This is a genomic window from Reinekea marina, assembly GCF_030409715.1.
Lineage (GTDB): Bacteria > Pseudomonadota > Gammaproteobacteria > Pseudomonadales > Natronospirillaceae > Reinekea > Reinekea marina.
In genome coordinates, this window is the sequence record NZ_JAUFQI010000001.1 from 1,384,081 (window position 1) to 1,401,258 (window position 17,178).

The window sequence follows — 17,178 nt, forward strand, 5'->3', positions numbered from 1 at the left end:
GCTCGTTTTTCACCGTTTAATCGGTCGTTTCGGTTTTAATTTCGAACGCTTTGACTCGACGGTTATCCGCAGTGGTTACTCGAATCAAAAGATCATCAAGCTCTATCGTATCATCACGCTTCGGAACTCGACCAAAGTTATGCATGATAACGCCGCCAATGGTGTCGAATTCTTCGTCACTGAATTGTGTATTAAAGTGATCGTTAAAATCATCAATGGGTGTTAGCGCCTGAACAATAAAGCCACCATTGCCATTAGAGGCAATGTTATCGATGGTTTCATCATCGTGTTCGTCTTCAATTTCACCAACAATCTCTTCGAGAACGTCTTCAATGGTGACTAAGCCTGATATTCCGCGATATTCATCGACCACAATCGCCATGTGATTTCTATTTTGTCTGAAATCTCGTAACAACACATTTACGCGTTTCGCTTCAGGTACAAAAGTTACATCACGTACGATCGAGCCGACCGCTTTTTGCATTTCTTCTTCATTGAAATCAGCTGTTAAGCCAAGCGAAAGAAGATCTTTTGCTAACAATACACCTATAACTTCATCGTTACTTTCACCTAAAACTGGAAAGCGCGAATGGCCAGAGCTGACGACTTTTGCGGTCCATTCTTTGATGCTTTCATCGTGCTCTAAACTAACCATTTGGGAGCGTGGAATCATAATGTCGCGAACGTGCAAATCGGAGACATTGATTGCGCCTTGCATAATTCGGAGTGAGTCGTCATCGACAATCTCGTTTTGATGCGCTTCCTGAACAATCGCTAGCAATTCATCTTTGTCTCTTGGTTCCCCGGTAAAGGCATCGCCTAGACGTTCTAGGAAAGATTTCTTTCCGGGGTTTCGACTCGTGGGTCGGTCGTCACTCATGACTGCGTTAATCCTCATTGGTTTCTAAGTACGGATCTGAGATGTTTAGCTTGGCTAAAATATCCCTTTCCAGTTGTTCCATTGTATTGGCTTCATCATCTTTTATATGGTCATAGCCTAAAAGATGCAAGGTACCATGCACTAACATATGACACCAATGGTCATTTACGGCTTTGCCTTGCTGTTTGGCTTCCGCAATCACCACAGGTGCGCAGACCACTAGATCGCCCAGCATATAGTCAAAGGCTTCCTCTGGCACACCTACCGGTGCATCAAATGGAAAAGAAAGCACGTTGGTGGGTTTGTCTTTGCCACGATAGTCGTTGTTAAGCTGCTGACTTTCTAGGTTGTTTACAATTCTAATCGCAACGGTGGCGTTCGCCTTTCGGCCTTCCAAGGCAGTACTTAACCAAAGATGACATTGTGCTTCACTGGGCGCTTGGCTATCTGAAACGTTTTCAAAATCTAATTGAATTGGCATTAAGCGTCATTGGCCTCATAGGCATCAACAATTCTTTGTACTAATGGGTGTCTGACCACATCACCAGAAGCAAAATGCGTAAAACTAATGCCTGGTACATCGGTTAATACTTCAATTGCGTGTTTTAACCCAGATTGTTGACCTTTTTGGAGGTCAATCTGAGTAGGGTCACCTGTAATCACCGCAGTTGACCCAAAGCCAATACGCGTTAGAAACATTTTCATCTGTTCGCGAGTGGTGTTTTGGCTTTCATCGAGAATTATAAAAGAGTGGCTGAGTGTTCGGCCACGCATATACGCCAATGGAGCGACTTCAATGACATTTCGTTCTATTAATCGATCAACCTTTTCGAAGCCTAGCATATCGTAAAGGGCATCATATAAGGGGCGTAGATAAGGGTCGACCTTCTGGCTTAAATCACCTGGTAAAAAGCCCAGTTTTTCGCCAGCCTCAACGGCCGGGCGAACCAGTAAAATACGTCGGACTTCGTCCTTCATCAGGGCTTGAACGGCGCACGCAACGGCTAGGTAAGTTTTACCCGTACCAGCAGGACCAATGCCAAAATTAATGTCATGATTCAGAACAGAGTGCACATAACGCTTTTGATTGCCTCCGCGCGGTCTGACCACGAGCTTTGGCGTGTGTACAACATACAACTTATCGTCGTGTAAACTGCCTTCGGCTTGCTTTTGTGCGAGCATGGCGACTTCATTAGGCTGCAAAAATAAGTGAATAGCATCGGGCGCTAAGTCTTTACCGCCTTTGGTTTCGCGGTATAGTCGGCGCAGCACATCAATAGAGGTCGTTAACCGCGCTTCTTCGCCCGTTAATTCAAATAAGTTTCCACGATTGCGTATCCGAATATCTAAGCGATCTTCAATTTGCTTAAGGTTATCGTTCGCGAGGCCACAAAGAGACGCAAGGCGCTGAGGATTGTCTGGTTCGAGTGTGATTTGTCGTGTAATGACACTGTCGCTAGACAGGCCGTCAGTCGGAGTACTCAAAGTAGGGCATTTCCTAATCATAAACGTAGAATTTAAGAATACCCAGCTGACTCGGTTTGTCAAAAAGACTTTGTTGTAACCAGCTGGGATCTAAGACGATTTGGTTATAGCAGTGCCTTAATAGGCCAGCTCTGGATTAATGAGTTCACCTTTTAGGCTGCTGGTAAAGGCCTCGGTGATCTTCACTTGAACAAATTTGCCAATTAAGCTGTGGTCGTCACACTTGAAGAAGGTGTTGCGGTTGTTCTCGCTTCGCCCGTATAACTCAGTACTGTCGCGTTCTGAAACACCTGTCACTAAGATCGTTTGAGTGGTGCCTACCATGCGGCGGCCAATCTGGATGGCCTGAGCTGTAATTCTGTCTTGTAGAATCTTTAACCGCTGCTTTTTAACGCTCTCTTCGGTGGTGTCTTCTAGATCTGAAGCTGGGGTGCCCGGACGTGCACTGTAAACAAAGCTAAACGAATGGTCGAAGCCGATTTTTTGAATTAAATCCATGGTTTCGAGGAAATTTTCTTCGGTTTCCCCAGGGAAGCCGATAATAAAGTCTGAAGAAAAGCTAATATCGGGTCGGTTGGCTCGAATACGTTCCATTTTCTCAATATATTCTGCCGCGGTATGGCCACGTTTCATCGCCGATAAAATGGCATCAGAGCCGCTTTGTACGGGTAGATGCAGGTGGCTAACTAGCTCTGGAACATCGTTAAAGACATCAACCAAGCTATCACTGAACTCAACCGGGTGGCTGGTGGTAAATCGAATTCGATCAATGCCTTCGACTTGTGCGGCCAAGGTAATGAGCTCGGCTAAGTCGGCTTCGCCACCATCATGACGAGGACCTCGATAAGCGTTCACATTTTGACCTAAAAAGTTAATTTCACGTACACCTTGGCTCGCTAAATGCGCTACTTCGGCTATGACGTCGTCGTAAGGGCGGCTTACTTCTTCTCCGCGTGTATAAGGCACTACGCAGAATGTACAGTATTTGGAGCAACCTTCCATGATAGAGACAAACGCACTCACACCATCGCTCTTAGGAGCGGGTAAGTGGTCAAACTTTTCAATTTCTGGGAAAGTGATGTCGACCATTGCAATGTGATTGCCATCGGGCTTTTTCGCCGCCGCGTCGGTCGCATCAATCATAGTTGGCAAGCGGTGTAATGTTTGCGGACCAAAGATCATATCGACATGGGGTGCACGTTTAGCAATGGTTTCGCCTTCTTGCGATGCCACACAACCACCCACGCCAATCTTTAAATCTGGATTTTTATCCTTCAAGTGCTTCCAGCGACCCAACTGGTGGAATACACGCTCTTGCGCCTTTTCACGAATAGAGCAGGTGTTGAGCAGAATAACGTCAGCGTCGGCTTCATCATTTGTCAACGTATAGCCGTGGCTCTCGCCCAATAGGTCAACCATACGATCAGAATCGTATTCATTCATTTGGCAACCGTGGGTTTTAATAAACAGTTTTTTGGTCATTAGCTCTTATCAGGGATTGAAAATTCAAGGCGCGGAATTATACCTGTGGTCTGAGTAAATCCCAACAACAGTCTGTAAAAAACTCCGATAATGTGTAGACTTGCCGATTTTTTACTGTAATTGAAGGTTTAAGGCATGCAAAAGTCTATTTATCGCGTGGCATTTTTGAATCAAGACAAAGTATATGAAGTGTATTGCCGTCATGTTTATCAAAGTGACATGTACGGCTTTATCGAAATAGAAGAACTGATATTTGGTGAAAAAAGCCAACTTCTGGTTGACCCAAGCGAAGAAAAACTGCAAAACGAATTTTCCGGTGTAAAGCGCAGCTTTATTCCAATGCATTCCATTATTCGAATCGATGAAGTTGATAAAGGCGGCGCATCGAAAATCAGCGATTCGAAAGTGAGCTCGATAGCACCATTCCCAGTAGCACCACCCAAAGGAAACTAAAAACTATTCACTTGAAAACTGGCTTCTTGGCCCAATATCTGCAATAGGAAGTTGTAAGCTAAGTAAAGAATCTGGTGGATTAAATGACTTGGGCTATACTTAACCTTAAGTAAGTGACTAGGCGACAGGAGAGACGCAGTATGACAGCTCTAATCATGGTTTTATTATTAGCCGCGTGGTTTTATTTGCCGGGTAATAAGCAAGAAAGTAAGCTGGTTCCTATCCGCATTAAGAAAGATGATGATCACCGCATTCGTTAATGTGGTTGATTATTGATCAGCATCTTATATAATCCCGCGCCTAATTTTAATGAGGTGTGGGTTTGTTCTTAAGAGATTATTCTACCTACCTATTATTCTGTTTTACGAGTCTGTTAAGTGTCTATACCTTTTCAGAGAGCTCCTCTATACAAGAATTCTCCGGTCTGCCTGATATGGCGGCTATTCAAGACGTACGTGAAAAAAAATCGACTTTTTTTAATTATTTAGAACCGATGATTGCTCAGGTGAATCAGCGCATAGAAGGTGAGCGGGCCTGGTTGCATGTGGTCGAACGGCAGATTCAGCTAGGAACGGAGCTGAAGCGTTGGCAAACTCTCTATTTAGAAGAACTTGGTCAATATTATAAAGTTGATGAAGAAGTTGGTTCTAAAGCCTTTTTCAACCAAATGTTTAACCGGGTTGATGTGCTGCCGGCTTCTCTTGTCTTAGCTCAAGCCGCCAATGAAAGTGCATGGGGCACGAGCCGTTTCGCCGTAGATGGCCGGAACCTATTCGGTCAATGGTGCTTTACTAAGGGCTGTGGGCTGGTGCCACAAGGTCGAGATGATTCTGAAAGCCATGAAGTACGTGTGTTTGACACTGTTTATGATTCAATCAATGCCTATTTTCGAAACATTAATACTCATTGGCAGTATGTACAGCTTCGCACAATTCGTAAAGAGTTGCGCTATCTAAACCAACGTCTTGACAGTCACTACCTTGCTTGGGGTTTAGAGGGATACAGTATTCGTGGAGTACATTACATTCGTGAACTCATTGATATGATGCAATACAACCAATTGGTCCGTTACGATGAGCCCGCTTTTTATGCTCAATTAAATATCCGAGTAAACGATGATGCGTTAAAATAGCTTTTTTAAGAGTATTCGGCATAACATTGCAACCAATGACAAAAATTTGCCGAATACGACCTAACGGAGCACTAGATGTTTTCTGGAATTGTTCAAAATAAAACGCCGTTGAGCGTTGAATCTGAAAAAACACAACTTAAAACCCTTTCTATATCGCTTACCCCAAAACAACTTGATGGACTTGAGATTGGAGCCAGCATTGCATTAAACGGCGTATGTTTAACAGTCACTAAAATACACGCCGAAAAAGCCTACTTCGATGTAATGATGGAAACGTTAAGTGTCACAAACTTAGGTGCTATCCCAACAGGTGGCCTCGTAAATACAGAGCGTGCGGCAAAGTTTGGTGACGACATAGGCGGCCATGCAATGTCGGGTCATGTTGCCAGCACCGTTGAAGTTGTCGCTATTGAGCGCCCAGAAAACAACTGCATTTTATGGTTTAGTTTGTTACCAGAGCAGCGTAAGTATATTTTCAAAAAAGGCTTTGTCGGTTTAAATGGTTGCAGTTTAACGATAGGCGATGTTCTGGAAGATCGTTTTAATGTCTATTTAATTCCTGAAACACTCGAGGTGACAACCTTTGGTGAAATGGAAGTCGGCGATAAAGTAAATTTAGAATATGACGCCCAAACCCAGGCCATTGTAGATACTCTCGAAAGAATGAGACAAGCGGGGCAGCTGTAGTGGAATTCCATTCTCCTAACCAAGATATTATTTGGCAATGTGTGCCATTTTCAGCTTTATCGGCCCAAACGCTTTACGATGTACTTGCCCTGAGGATTAAAGTCTTTTGTGTCGAGCAGAATTGTCCTTACCAAGATCCTGATGGCCAAGACAACCAATGTTGGCATGTTTTAGCTCACTTGAATGGCGAACTTGTTGCCACGGCGCGAATCTTGCCACCTGAGCTTTCGTACCCCGATGCTTGCTCAATCGGTCGAGTTGCCTGCAGTGAAACAGTGCGTGGTCAAAAGGTTGGTCAGCAACTTATGAAGCGCGCTGTTGATGCCTGCGAAGCGTATTTCCCAAACCACCCCATTCGAATCGGTGCCCAGCGTTATTTAGAGCGCTTTTACAGTCAATTCGGCTTTGAAACCCAAGGCGAACCCTACCTGGAAGACGGCATTGTCCATGTCACCATGGAAAAATAGGCCAACTCAGGCCGTTTGCCACAGAAATTGGTGTAGGCTGGTTTTGGGAAGTTTGAATATCGAAGACATGGATGCCATTGTTGAGCCTACCGCGGGAGCTACTGCGGTGGCCAAACTTACCATACTCGGCCTGAACCTTAGGCGTGACTCACCTGGCATCTTGGCGCGTTACTAATTTTCAGTTATGCCTTTCCTGAGCATTTTCGTTAAGGATTCGGTCCACAAAATCCATGTGCTCTTGAGCAATTTGGCGAGCTTTTTCAGGCTTCTTGTTATAAATGGCTTCGAATAATGCTGTATGTTGTCGCATCAGCCTTAAGCGGGTTTCTGGGCGTTTTTCCATGGTGCCAATATTAGCGGACACATTAGCACGCAGCAGTGAAAATAAACTTTGCAAGCTGTGCGCTAAAATACGGTTACCACTGGCCTCTGCGATTGCTAGGTGGAAACGGGCATCAGCTAAGCCTTCAGCGGTTAAATCTTTACGTTGATGAGCCATTCGTAAGCGCTGATGCGCCTTTTCTAACGTTCTAAGCTGTTCTTTGGTGGCTCGATTGGCGGCTAAAAACGCGCTTTGTGCCTCGATAGCGTATCTGTATTCACGTAAATCTTGATGGGCGATGTCCGATTCTACGTCAAACATCATAGGCACTCTTACGGGCTCCTGTTGTTGATTGACACAATGACCACTGCCTTGTTTACTGTTTATGATGTTCTGTGATTTAAGCGTTGAAAGGGCCTCTCGCACCGTTGCTCGACTTACCTCGAGTTGCTCACTCAACTGTCGCTCTGAAGGTAGAGCGGTGTCAGCAGGCCAATGACCAATGTCAATTTGCAGAAGAATGTAATCAAGTACATACTGAGTTTTAGTCATAATTGGTCAGGCCAGTTTGGGTAAGTGCTCAAGTAAACGTGCTGTAAAGCGAGACTGCAAGCGGCTATCGCAAAAAATAACACTAAAGTATGAAGTGGTCGGTAAGCTGAGTTGTTAACAGAAGCCGTTACACTGAAAACTCATTAAAGATAAAGAGCGTTACATGTCTATTTCACTGTTTTTAACCGATATCAAAAAGCACCTCCCATCTGACTGTGTTGTCAGTGATCCAATGCGGTTGTTTGCGCTTGGAACCGATGCCAGCTTTTATCGTTTAGTGCCTAAAGTCGTCGTATACGCCCGAAATGAAACTGATGTTAAGCAAATTCTAAAACTGGGTCATAAGCACCAAGTTTCTGTAACGTTTAGAGCGGCCGGTACTTCCTTATCTGGTCAAGCCGTCACCGACTCTGTACTGGTGATGCTTTCCGATGCTTGGCGTTCACATCGAGTAGAACCCTTAGGCGATGTTATTCACTTGCAGCCTGGTGTCATTGGCGCGCAAGCTAACCGAGCATTAAAGCCTTATGATCGTAAAATTGGCCCAGATCCAGCCTCTATTAACGCCTGTAAAATTGGTGGCATTGTGGCTAATAATGCCAGTGGCATGTGCTGTGGCACGGCACATAATTCATACCATACGTTGCATGGTATACGGATTATTTTATTTGATGGGACGTTGGTTGATACGCGCGAACCAAGCTCAGTTGAAGCCTTTAGGCAAAGTCATTCTGCTTTATTAGAGCAATTAACTAACATTAGAACGCAGTTATTAGCACAACCTAGACTTGTTGAAAAAGTAAGACATAAATATCGCCTTAAAAATACAACAGGGTACGGCCTAAACGCCGTTCTAGATTTTGAAGACCCCGTACAGATATTGGCGCATTTGATGGTGGGCTCCGAAGGAACATTGGGTTTTATATCGGAAGTGGCGTTTAAAACCGTACCTGACTATCCATTTCGCGCATCGGCTATGATAGGTTTTAACGATTTAAGTTTGTGTGCTCAAACGGTGGAGCGTTTAAAAGAACTCAATGTAGATGCCGTTGAGCTGCTGGACAAACGTGCCGTTAATTCGGTTAAGCACATGCAAGGCTTACCCGCTTTTAGCCTTCAATTACCGGATGCAGGCGGTATGTTACTTATTGATGTACGCGGGGAATCAACCCAGCACCTTGATGAAAATATCCAATCGGTTAATGCCTTGTTAGAGTCAATACCGAGTGCGCAATCGACAGGTTTTACTCAAAGTACTCACGAAATAGAGCAGTACTGGAAAATTCGCAAAGGCACCTTCCCAGCCGTAGGCGCTGTGAGAGAAGTGGGTACTACGGTGATTATTGAAGACGTGGCATTTCCATTAAATTATTTAGCCGAAGGTGTTGGTCGGCTTCAGGCTCTGTTTGATAAGTACAATTACCATGAAGCCATTATTTTTGGGCACGCTTTAGAAGGCAATTTACATTTTGTATTTACTCAATCATTCGAAAATGAACAAGAAATAGAACGTTACGATCATTTTATGAAAGAAGTCTCGAACATGGTGGCTATAGAATTCGGGGGTTCATTAAAAGCCGAACATGGCACCGGCCGAAACATGGCACCCTTTGTTGCATTAGAATGGGGCAACGAAGCTTACGATTTAATGAAGCAAATTAAAGCCATTTTAGATCCGCATCAGTTGCTAAACCCAGGGGTGGTTATAAATGAGAATGATCAGGTTCATATAGAAAATTTAAAAGCCATGCCAGCAGCCGATGCCATAGTGGATCGATGTATTGAATGTGGTTTCTGTGAACCTATTTGTCCAAGTAAAGATTTTACATTGACACCAAGACAACGCATCACCACCTTTAGAGAACTCACTCGGCTGCAATCGGCGGGCGAGCCAGTAAACGCGCAATGGCGAAAATCGTTTGAGTTTCAGGCAATAGACAGTTGTGCCGCGACGGGGTTGTGCGCCAGCCAGTGTCCGGTTGATATCAATACTGGCGAGTTGGTTCTAAAATTAAGAGCCCAACAAAATCATCGCAGTAGAGCGTTAGCTAAAAGTTTATCTCGACACTTTGCAACCGTCGCCAGCTTTACGCGCGGCGCACTTAAAATTCAGAGCATATTGCAGCGTATATTGGGTGCCCAGCGATTAGAAAATGCCACAATGGCGGTACGCCGATGGACGGGGGGGCGAACACCCCTTTGGTTAGCCACTACACCTAAAGCTGCTAAACCCATTTACGCAAGAAACGTCAGTGCGGAACCGACCGATTTAAACACAGTGGTGTATTGGTCATCGTGCGTGGCACAATCGATGGCGGGCAGTGTCAATGATGATCGCAGCGACATACCCAGTGCCGCGCAAAGCGTGCTTAAGAAGGCGGGGCTTAATATTGTTTATCCGCAACCCACACGCGGTTTGTGTTGTGGGCAACCATTCTTCTCGAAAGGTCATGCTCAGCAAGGCACTCAAATGATGGAGGAAGTACTAGATGCCTTGTGGGAAGTGAGCAGCGGTGGTCGCTACCCAGTGCTATCCGATACTAGCCCTTGTTCATTGCAACTAAAAGAATCAGCTTTAAAACGCGGTATCCAACTTTACGACAGCAGCGCTTTTATTGATCGATTTTTATTAAACCGATTAACTATTTCACCAGAGCGTCAACCCGTGGCTGTGCACCTAACCTGCAGTGCGCAAAAACAAGGCTTAGAACAAAGTTTTAAGCGAGTATTAGATGCGGTGACGCCAAATTGGGTGCAGCCCACCGACATTGCCTGTTGTGGATTTGCCGGTGATAAAGGCTTTCAGTTGCCGGAGTTAAATGCAGCCGCCTTAAAAACCTTAGGTGTGCAAACAACTTCTTGCGCCTTTGGCATATCAACCAGCCGAACCTGTGAAATTGGTTTGAGTAAACACAGTGGGTTAACCTATTACTCTCTGTTTGAAGTGCTCGATAAGGTCTCGACCAAATCGGATTAAATCGCAGCCCTTAGTTTTTGATGACCGTTAAAGGAATAAACCGTGCCAAAATCAACAAAAATAAATATTAACGAAGCGTTTAAAGGGGTTACTAAGCTGCAGGGAAGGACACCCCACACATCCAATGAAGCCTTTAAAAGTGCTTATTCTGTGTTGTCTGACTATCGAGACGGTGGTGTTTTTATTACTCACTATGACGGCTTTAGTGAATGGGAACAGCACCCTATGGGTGATGAGTTTGTTCAAGTGATTGCCGGCACAACAACAATCATTTTGCTAGAAAATGACACTGAACATCGTAATACGCTAGCGGCCGGTGAGATGATAGTGGTTCCACAAGGCATTTGGCACCGATTTGAATCGCCCGAAGGCGTTAAAGTTTTAACCATCACACCGCAGCCGACAGAGCACAGTATTGAAAAACCAATTCTTGCTTAAAAATTTTGTAACTTTTGGGGCGCTGAAACTACAAGTATCGGCGCTGTGCATCTAACAATAATCCTTTGCCCACGCTGTTAAATAAGTCGCCACTGATCCATTTTGCCTGACTGAATTTTTTTGAAATCAGTTTTTTAACAGAAGGCAGCGCGGTTGAACCGCCGGTGGTAAACAGGGTGTCAATTTGTGATCCCTGTAACCCAGCCTGAGTTAAGGTGTCGTCAATGGCGGCGAATACTTTGTTAACATCGGCTTCGATGGCGTTGGCTAAATCGAGTTGGCTGGCCTTGTTTAGAAGTAACTCTTCGCTGTTATCATGTACTTCTAAGTTGACTAAATAACTTAAATCTATGCTGGTAGTTTCTTGATGTGACAAGTCAATTTTGGCTTGTTCAACACTGGCGGCCAGTTTATGGCCTTGCTTGTTTTTTAGCAGTTGAGCCAAACGAAGCATGGCCTGCTTATCTTGGCTCTCGCGCGCGAGTTCGGCAATATCTCGCAGAACGTTGGCATCATAAAGTAAGTGAATGCGGTGCCATGTCGCTAAGTCTACATAATAGTGGCGTGGCATCTTTAAAGTAGGTTTGTCTATGTAATAACTGTTTAATCCGAAGTGTGGCATCACCGTAGCCATGCTCAAATGACGATCAAAATCGGTACCACCAATGTGTATACCGTGATTTGCCAATAAGTCATCGTCTCGCTGTGCTTTTAAACGATTTTGTTTAGACAGCTTTATAAGTGTGAAATCGGATGTACCCCCGCCAATATCAATAATGAGCGCGAGTTCTTCTTTATCTACCTGTTGTTCATAATCATAAGCCGCGGCAATAGGCTCATATTGGAACGACACCTGTTTAAAGCCTACCGAATGGGCTATATCGGCCATTCTATTTTGTGCAGCCAAGTCTAATTCTGGGTGGTGGTCGTTAAAGTGAACAGGGCGGCCCAATACGACCGATTCTAAAGACTGTTGATTAAAGGCTTCGGCACGTTGTTTTAAACTCGCCATAAAAAAGCCAATAATGTCATTAAAGGCGTAACGCTTATGTTTTATTTGCGTGCCTTCATCCATGTTTTTTGAACCTAAGATACTTTTCATGGAACGCATTAAACGGCCAAACTCGCCTCGACTGTAAAGCTCTATTGCTTCACGGCCAAAGTGAATATCATCGGTTTCAAAATCAAAAAACAGTGCGCTGGGAAGCGTTGTTTCAAATTCACCTGATTGGGAATTTAGCTCCAAAGGAACCATTAAAGGTTGCTGCTGATGCACGACGCCAACCGTTGAGTTAGAGGTGCCAAAGTCGAGGCCACAAATAGACATAATTCACCAGAGCGTAAAAAAAAGGGCGGGAGAGTCTAAAAGGTTGGCAGCAAAATGCAAGATATCCTCACAAGTTGCTGCCTTTTATATTGTTATGGCTTTAAGAATGGATTGATTATCCAACCAAAGGGGCCTGTTAACTTAACTGGCGCTTCTACAATGGTGAGTAACCAGCAGTCGCCATCGGCGTGCGCCAGAGGAGAGTGATTGTGCTTTCCGTCTAAATGAATAAAGTCGCCCGCATCGTAGGTACCCAATTCATCAGAGAAACCGCCTTCAATGACCACGCTGATCTCGTTGCCTCTGTGTGTATGGGCAGGAACACGGCCTCCAGCCTGCATGTGGTGCAACCCGACAATTAACCCATTTTCGTCTTTCATTAATGACGTGGTATGTAAGTTTTTCATCGGTGAAGACCAATTGAGCGCATTCACTTCACCATCGATGAGTTTTTCAACGACAGCAGGGAAGCGACGAGCTTTAACTTTAGCCGGCTTTACTATTTGTGGAGGTTCGCTGTTGTCAATTTTAGCCATCAACGAATCAAAATCTAAGCCCACAGCTTGCTCTGGTGCTTGCGTTTCAAATAGCGCGCTGGCTGCAGCCTCTGCTGTTTTTACCTGTGCTTGACACGCCTTGCAGTAGTGAAGGTGCGTCGCGACAGCAATACTCATGGCGCTCGAAATACTGCCTGAGGCAAACTCGATGAGTTGATCTTGAGATGGGTGCCATTGCGTCATAATTCAGTTGCCCCCAAATTAAGTTTAAGTTTTTGCATTGCTAATCTAACTCGGCTTTTTACAGTGCCTAAGGGTAAGCCGAGTTCATCGGATACCTGCTGGTGGCTCTTGTCTTCTAAGAAAACTTTAGAAATAATTTGCTTTTGATCTACCGATAAGCTGCTCATGTGCTCTTGCACTTGCTTTTGAATACGGGCTTCTCGAACATCACTGAAGAGGTCGTCATCGGCTTCTAGATCCCAAACATCGTCGGCATCTAAATCATTTCTATACTTATTGAGCTTTCGCAGAATGTTAATACGTTGGTTACGAGCAATGGTGAAAATCCATGTAGATGGCGCTGCTTTTTTGGCATCGTATAAGGCCGCTTTCCGCCATATGGTCATCATTACTTCTTGCACAAGTTCATCGGGTAAATGATCACCTTGAAAATGCAGGTTTGACGATACCGCGAATGATTTAATCAGAGGACCAAAGTGGCTGAAAATAGCTTCGAACGCTGCTCGATCTTGGCTCTCCGCTACCTTTTCTAACAACTGCGCGTAATGCTGCCGTTCATCTTCTTGATTCATCGGCTTGTTACCCGGCATCTCATTTCGCAAGTTAAATTGAAGGAGTGCTCCCATTTTGGTACCCAGTGCTGCTTAATATTGTTACTTATACATACAATTTTTAGCACTGGATCACCTATGCGAAAAGTTTTTTACGAATAATCTGCAAAAGTTTCTTGCTGCTTTTACCGGCCACGATCGGGGCTTTTGGGTCTTCGGGTTGTTCTTTACGGGCGGCACGGACTAAAGAGCGGAAGGCTTGTATGTCTATGCCATCATTTTCTTTTATCCACTGAGCTTCAGCCTCTTTGGTTTTAATAAGCCGCTCACGCCAGCGCTCGGCCTGGTTTTGCAGGCGTAGAAACAGTTCTGATGACGTGTCGAGTTTATCTAGCTCACGCTGAATGCCTTCGACATCTTCATTGCGCATAACCTTACCTACATACTGCATATGGCGGCGCATGGCTTCATGACCTTTAACGCGTCGACTTTCGTCAATCGCGTCTTGCATGGTCGATGAAATCGGGAATTTTGCTAGTTCAGAGGCTTTTAAGTTAATCAGCTGCTCGCCAAGCTCTTGCAAAGCGATCATTTCTCGCTTTACCTGGGATTTAGACACCCAATCTTCATCGTCTTCGTAATGGTTGTCGTTAAAATCGCTCATGTCTAAACCTTTTCTTTAGAGTAAATAAACCGTGGCTAACCCTAAAAAGGTTAAAAAGCCGAATACATCGGTTAGGGTGGTAAGAATAACACTTCCGGACAAGGCCGGGTCAATGCGGGCGGATTTTAGAATAAATGGCAGTAAGGTGCCAGACAATACTGCAATACAGATATTAACCAAAATAGCCGCCGCTATGACCAGCGCTAACGACCATTGGCCATACCAAGCGACCGTAATACCCGCGATAACACTCGCCCATAAAGCGCCGTTAATTACGGCAACGCCCATTTCTCGTAAGACAATCCAAGATAAGTTTGCCCGTGAAATGTGCCCCGTTGCCATTCCTCTTATCATTAAAGTAAGCGTTTGGCTGCCTGCAATACCCCCCATACTGGCGACAACAGGGCTTAGCACGGCCAGGGCAACGATTTGCGCAATGGAGGCTTCGAAACGGCTCATCACCGCAGCGGCTACAAATGCCGTGGCCATATTAATGCCTAGCCAGACGGCACGTTGTTGGCTGCTTTTTAAAATAGGAGCGAAGGTATCAGATTCTTCATCTAACCCGGCAAGTCTCATCATGTTGTGGTCAGCTGAATCTCGAATTACATCGACAACATCATCAATAGTAATGCGTCCAATAAGTATATTGTCAGCATCGACAACAGGAGCCGATACTAAATCGTCTCGTTCAAAGATCTGGGCAACCTTATCTTCATGTAAGGTACACTCAATGGCTTTAATAGAGGTATCCATTATTTCAGAAATAATGGCCTCCGGTGGGCTTTGCAGTAACTCAGTGAGGGCTAGAGAGCCTTGATAATGCTGAGTTCTGTCGACCACCCACAATACATCGAGTGATTTAGGGAGCTTTTTTTTACGCAAATATCGAAGTACCGCTTCAATGGTGACGTCTCCACGAATATTGACCATTCGATTGGTCATTAATCCGCCCGCAGTATCTTCTGGGAACGCCAATAAGCCTTCTACTTGCGAACGTTCCTCGCTAGGCATGAGCTGCAGTACTCTGTGCGAGGCTTCGGTGGGCATTTGCTGTAAAATATCGGCGAGATCGTCATTATCGATCTCTTGAGTGGTTTCAACGATTTCTTCAGCCGACATTTCTTCTAAAAACTGTTGCTGAATATCCTCATTGAGGTGCGTCAGTACTTCACCTTGGTCTTCTTCGTTAACTAAGCCCCACAGTAAATGGCGTACCTTTTGCGGGCAAGATTCTAATATATGCGCCGCTTCGGGCGGAGACAGATCTTGTTGAATGATGTTTGCCGCATCACTGATATTACTCGACTCAAGTGCAAGTATGATGCGTTCTTGTAGTGTGTCTAAGTGATTTTGTTCTTGAAGGTTAGCCATTCAACATCCTTGAGTTAATGGGGTTATTCGCCTTCATCAAACCGGTTGTTGATGAGCGTTTTAATGGCCTCCCAAGCCGCTTGTTCATCACTGCCTTCAATTTGAAAAGAAACTTCAGTTCCTTTGGCGGCCGCTAACATCATAACGGCCATGATGCTTTTTGCGTCCGCATCTCTGGCGTCTTTCTGTATTTTTACGGTACTGCCATAGGCCGATGCAGTGGCAACTAATTTTGCGGCTGCACGTGCATGTAACCCTAATTTATTAATGATGGTTATTTTTTCATTGATCACTAGTGGTCGTTTCCTAAATCACGGTGACGTATTTGTGTAGAAGGGTGCTCAGCTTTAAACGTTGCAGTGAGTTGCTCTACTAAGTACACACTTCGATGTTGCCCGCCGGTACAGCCGATGGCAACGGTTAAGTAACTGCGTTGATTATTTTCATACTCGGGTAACCAGCGAGCAACAAAGCGGACGATGTCGTCAAACATTTCATTAACGCTGGTTTCTTTTTGCAAAAACTCTTGGATAGGTTTGTCTCTACCCGTAAATTGCCGCAAGCTTTTCTCCCAGAAAGGGTTTGGTAAACAACGCACATCAAATACTAAGTCGGCATCTTTTGGAATGCCATGTTTAAATCCAAAGCTTAAGAACTGCAATGAAAGACCTTTGGGTTTTTCGATGAGTTTTTCTTTTATTTGCTCACGAAACTCTTGTAATGATAGCAAGCTAGTGTCTATCTTCAGATCGGCACGATTCGAAATTGGGGCGAGCAATTCTGCCTCGCGTTCAATGGCTTCGGCTAGTGAGCGGTCTTCGTTTGTGAGTGGGTGTTTTCGTCGTGTCGCTGAAAAGCGTTGAAGCAAAATAGATTCATCGGCATCTAAAAATAAAACTTCGGCTTTTATCGCATTCGGCAAATTGCGTAATATTTCAGGTAAGTCGGTAATGCCTTCTGAAGACACTCGAACATCGACACACACAGCAACTTGGCGGTTTCCCGATGAAGCCGACATCCAACCGACAAGCTCAGGTAGCATAGGGGGCGGTAAATTATCGATGCAAGTAAAGCCAGCATCTTCTAATGTATTTAAAACCGTAGATTTACCAGACCCTGAGCGTCCGCTGATAATCACCAGCCGAAACGGTTGTGCCGTCATGGGTTGCCTCATTAAAAATTATTTTAGATTTAGCTAACAAACGTATTGAATAATGCTTCAACCGTGTCGCAGTCGCGTATGTTATCTAGTGTAGCAGAATTATTAACTCTTTCGACGACATTTGCTAATAACTGTAAATGCTCATCGGTGGCTTCAGGTGGAACGATTAAAACAAAAATAATATCGACGGGTTTGTGATCAATGGCTTCAAAATCGACCGCTTTATCGAGTTTAACTAATGCAGCGATGGGTGAATGAATACCATCTAAGCGACAATGGGGAACAGCGACACCTAAACCAATGCCAGTGCTTCCTAATCGTTCGCGTGCAACCAGTGCATCAAATAGGGCGTGTTCTGAGAGTCCGCTGAGCGACGGAGATAGTCGCTCAGCAAGCGTTTGAAGTACTTTCTTTTTACTTGCGCCGAAGTGGCCAATAAAGGTTCGTTCAACGCTCAGTACTTGTTGTAATGATGTCATAAGTGA

The 17,178-nt window shown here is 44.7% G+C and carries 20 protein-coding genes; 7 read left to right on the forward strand and 13 right to left on the reverse strand.

All coding sequences use genetic code 11. From position 1 onward, the window contains the following. Positions 1-16: 16 nt before the first annotated feature. From QWZ13_RS07240 to miaB, 4 genes are all read right to left on the reverse strand, one after another. Positions 17-898: a CorC family transporter gene (locus tag QWZ13_RS07240; RefSeq protein ID WP_290281165.1), complete on the reverse strand. Its 882-nt coding sequence runs from the start codon at positions 896-898 to the stop codon at positions 17-19. Next, on the reverse strand, positions 888-1,361 hold the full coding sequence (gene ybeY, locus QWZ13_RS07245; protein ID WP_290281166.1) for an rRNA maturation RNase YbeY: 474 nt from the start codon (positions 1,359-1,361) through the stop codon (positions 888-890). Before ybeY ends, QWZ13_RS07240 begins: the two co-directional genes overlap by 11 nt. Beyond that, positions 1,361-2,365, reverse strand: coding sequence for a PhoH family protein (locus QWZ13_RS07250; RefSeq protein WP_377362184.1), 1,005 nt, complete (start codon positions 2,363-2,365; stop codon positions 1,361-1,363). The genes ybeY and QWZ13_RS07250 overlap by 1 nt, the downstream gene beginning before the upstream one ends. A gap of 117 nt (positions 2,366-2,482) precedes the next feature. After that, a complete protein-coding gene (gene miaB, locus QWZ13_RS07255) occupies positions 2,483-3,847 on the reverse strand; it encodes a tRNA (N6-isopentenyl adenosine(37)-C2)-methylthiotransferase MiaB (protein WP_216001130.1) in 1,365 nt (454 codons plus the stop codon). A 135-nt stretch (positions 3,848-3,982) separates the two neighbouring features. Here miaB and QWZ13_RS07260 point away from each other — a divergent pair, with 135 nt between their 5' ends. The 5 genes from QWZ13_RS07260 to QWZ13_RS07280 all read left to right on the forward strand — a co-directional run bounded on the left by QWZ13_RS07260 (position 3,983) and on the right by QWZ13_RS07280 (position 6,761). Further along, on the forward strand, positions 3,983-4,300 hold the full coding sequence (locus QWZ13_RS07260; protein WP_290281167.1) for a DUF1820 family protein: 318 nt from the start codon (positions 3,983-3,985) through the stop codon (positions 4,298-4,300). A gap of 322 nt (positions 4,301-4,622) precedes the next feature. Continuing rightward, positions 4,623-5,432, forward strand: coding sequence for a glucosaminidase domain-containing protein (locus QWZ13_RS07265; protein WP_290281168.1), 810 nt, complete (start codon positions 4,623-4,625; stop codon positions 5,430-5,432). A 75-nt stretch (positions 5,433-5,507) separates the two neighbouring features. Continuing rightward, the gene (locus tag QWZ13_RS07270; protein WP_290281169.1) at positions 5,508-6,119 is read left to right on the forward strand and encodes a riboflavin synthase subunit alpha; all 612 of its coding nucleotides are present in this window, start codon (positions 5,508-5,510) and stop codon (positions 6,117-6,119) included. Then, complete coding sequence (locus QWZ13_RS07275) at positions 6,119-6,586, forward strand: GNAT family N-acetyltransferase (protein ID WP_290281170.1); 468 nt, start codon at positions 6,119-6,121, stop codon at positions 6,584-6,586. Before QWZ13_RS07270 ends, QWZ13_RS07275 begins: the two co-directional genes overlap by 1 nt. Next, positions 6,561-6,761: a hypothetical protein gene (locus QWZ13_RS07280; protein WP_290281171.1), complete on the forward strand. Its 201-nt coding sequence runs from the start codon at positions 6,561-6,563 to the stop codon at positions 6,759-6,761. Before QWZ13_RS07275 ends, QWZ13_RS07280 begins: the two co-directional genes overlap by 26 nt. A 3-nt stretch (positions 6,762-6,764) precedes the next feature. Here the strand turns inward: QWZ13_RS07280 and QWZ13_RS07285 are convergent, their stop codons facing one another. Beyond that, a complete protein-coding gene (locus QWZ13_RS07285) occupies positions 6,765-7,460 on the reverse strand; it encodes a FadR/GntR family transcriptional regulator (protein ID WP_290281172.1) in 696 nt (231 codons plus the stop codon). A 163-nt stretch (positions 7,461-7,623) separates the two neighbouring features. Between QWZ13_RS07285 and QWZ13_RS07290 the strand changes: the two genes are divergently transcribed. Both QWZ13_RS07290 and QWZ13_RS07295 read left to right on the forward strand, forming a co-directional pair. Then, positions 7,624-10,437, forward strand: a complete 2,814-nt coding sequence (locus QWZ13_RS07290; RefSeq protein WP_290281173.1) for an FAD-binding and (Fe-S)-binding domain-containing protein — start codon at positions 7,624-7,626, stop codon at positions 10,435-10,437. 42 nt (positions 10,438-10,479) lie between these two features. Further along, a complete protein-coding gene (locus tag QWZ13_RS07295; RefSeq protein WP_290281174.1) occupies positions 10,480-10,875 on the forward strand; it encodes a cupin domain-containing protein in 396 nt (131 codons plus the stop codon). 28 nt (positions 10,876-10,903) lie between these two features. Here QWZ13_RS07295 and QWZ13_RS07300 read toward each other — a convergent pair whose 3' ends face one another. The 8 genes from QWZ13_RS07300 to QWZ13_RS07335 all read right to left on the reverse strand — a co-directional run bounded on the left by QWZ13_RS07300 (position 10,904) and on the right by QWZ13_RS07335 (position 17,172). Beyond that, entirely contained in the window at positions 10,904-12,202 is a 1,299-nt protein-coding gene (locus tag QWZ13_RS07300) for an Hsp70 family protein (RefSeq protein WP_290281175.1), read from the reverse strand. A gap of 92 nt (positions 12,203-12,294) precedes the next feature. Further along, positions 12,295-12,942: a ChrR family anti-sigma-E factor gene (locus QWZ13_RS07305; protein WP_290281176.1), complete on the reverse strand. Its 648-nt coding sequence runs from the start codon at positions 12,940-12,942 to the stop codon at positions 12,295-12,297. Next, positions 12,939-13,532 carry a sigma-70 family RNA polymerase sigma factor gene (locus QWZ13_RS07310; RefSeq protein WP_353959011.1) on the reverse strand — a complete coding sequence of 198 codons (594 nt, stop codon included), beginning with the start codon at positions 13,530-13,532 and terminating at the stop codon, positions 12,939-12,941. The genes QWZ13_RS07305 and QWZ13_RS07310 overlap by 4 nt, the downstream gene beginning before the upstream one ends. Positions 13,533-13,629: 97 nt before the next feature. Beyond that, positions 13,630-14,157 carry a ribosome biogenesis factor YjgA gene (yjgA, locus tag QWZ13_RS07315; protein ID WP_290281177.1) on the reverse strand — a complete coding sequence of 176 codons (528 nt, stop codon included), beginning with the start codon at positions 14,155-14,157 and terminating at the stop codon, positions 13,630-13,632. Between the two features lie 15 nt (positions 14,158-14,172). After that, the gene (gene mgtE, locus QWZ13_RS07320) at positions 14,173-15,531 is read right to left on the reverse strand and encodes a magnesium transporter (protein ID WP_216001118.1); all 1,359 of its coding nucleotides are present in this window, start codon (positions 15,529-15,531) and stop codon (positions 14,173-14,175) included. A gap of 23 nt (positions 15,532-15,554) precedes the next feature. Beyond that, positions 15,555-15,824 carry an HPr family phosphocarrier protein gene (locus QWZ13_RS07325; RefSeq protein ID WP_290281178.1) on the reverse strand — a complete coding sequence of 90 codons (270 nt, stop codon included), beginning with the start codon at positions 15,822-15,824 and terminating at the stop codon, positions 15,555-15,557. After that, positions 15,824-16,705 (reverse strand): RNase adapter RapZ, encoded by an 882-nt coding sequence (gene rapZ / locus QWZ13_RS07330; protein ID WP_290281179.1) that lies wholly within the window; start codon positions 16,703-16,705, stop codon positions 15,824-15,826. The genes QWZ13_RS07325 and rapZ overlap by 1 nt, the downstream gene beginning before the upstream one ends. Before the next feature lie 17 nt (positions 16,706-16,722). Continuing rightward, positions 16,723-17,172 carry a PTS sugar transporter subunit IIA gene (locus tag QWZ13_RS07335; protein ID WP_290281180.1) on the reverse strand — a complete coding sequence of 150 codons (450 nt, stop codon included), beginning with the start codon at positions 17,170-17,172 and terminating at the stop codon, positions 16,723-16,725. Positions 17,173-17,178 lie beyond the last annotated feature (6 nt).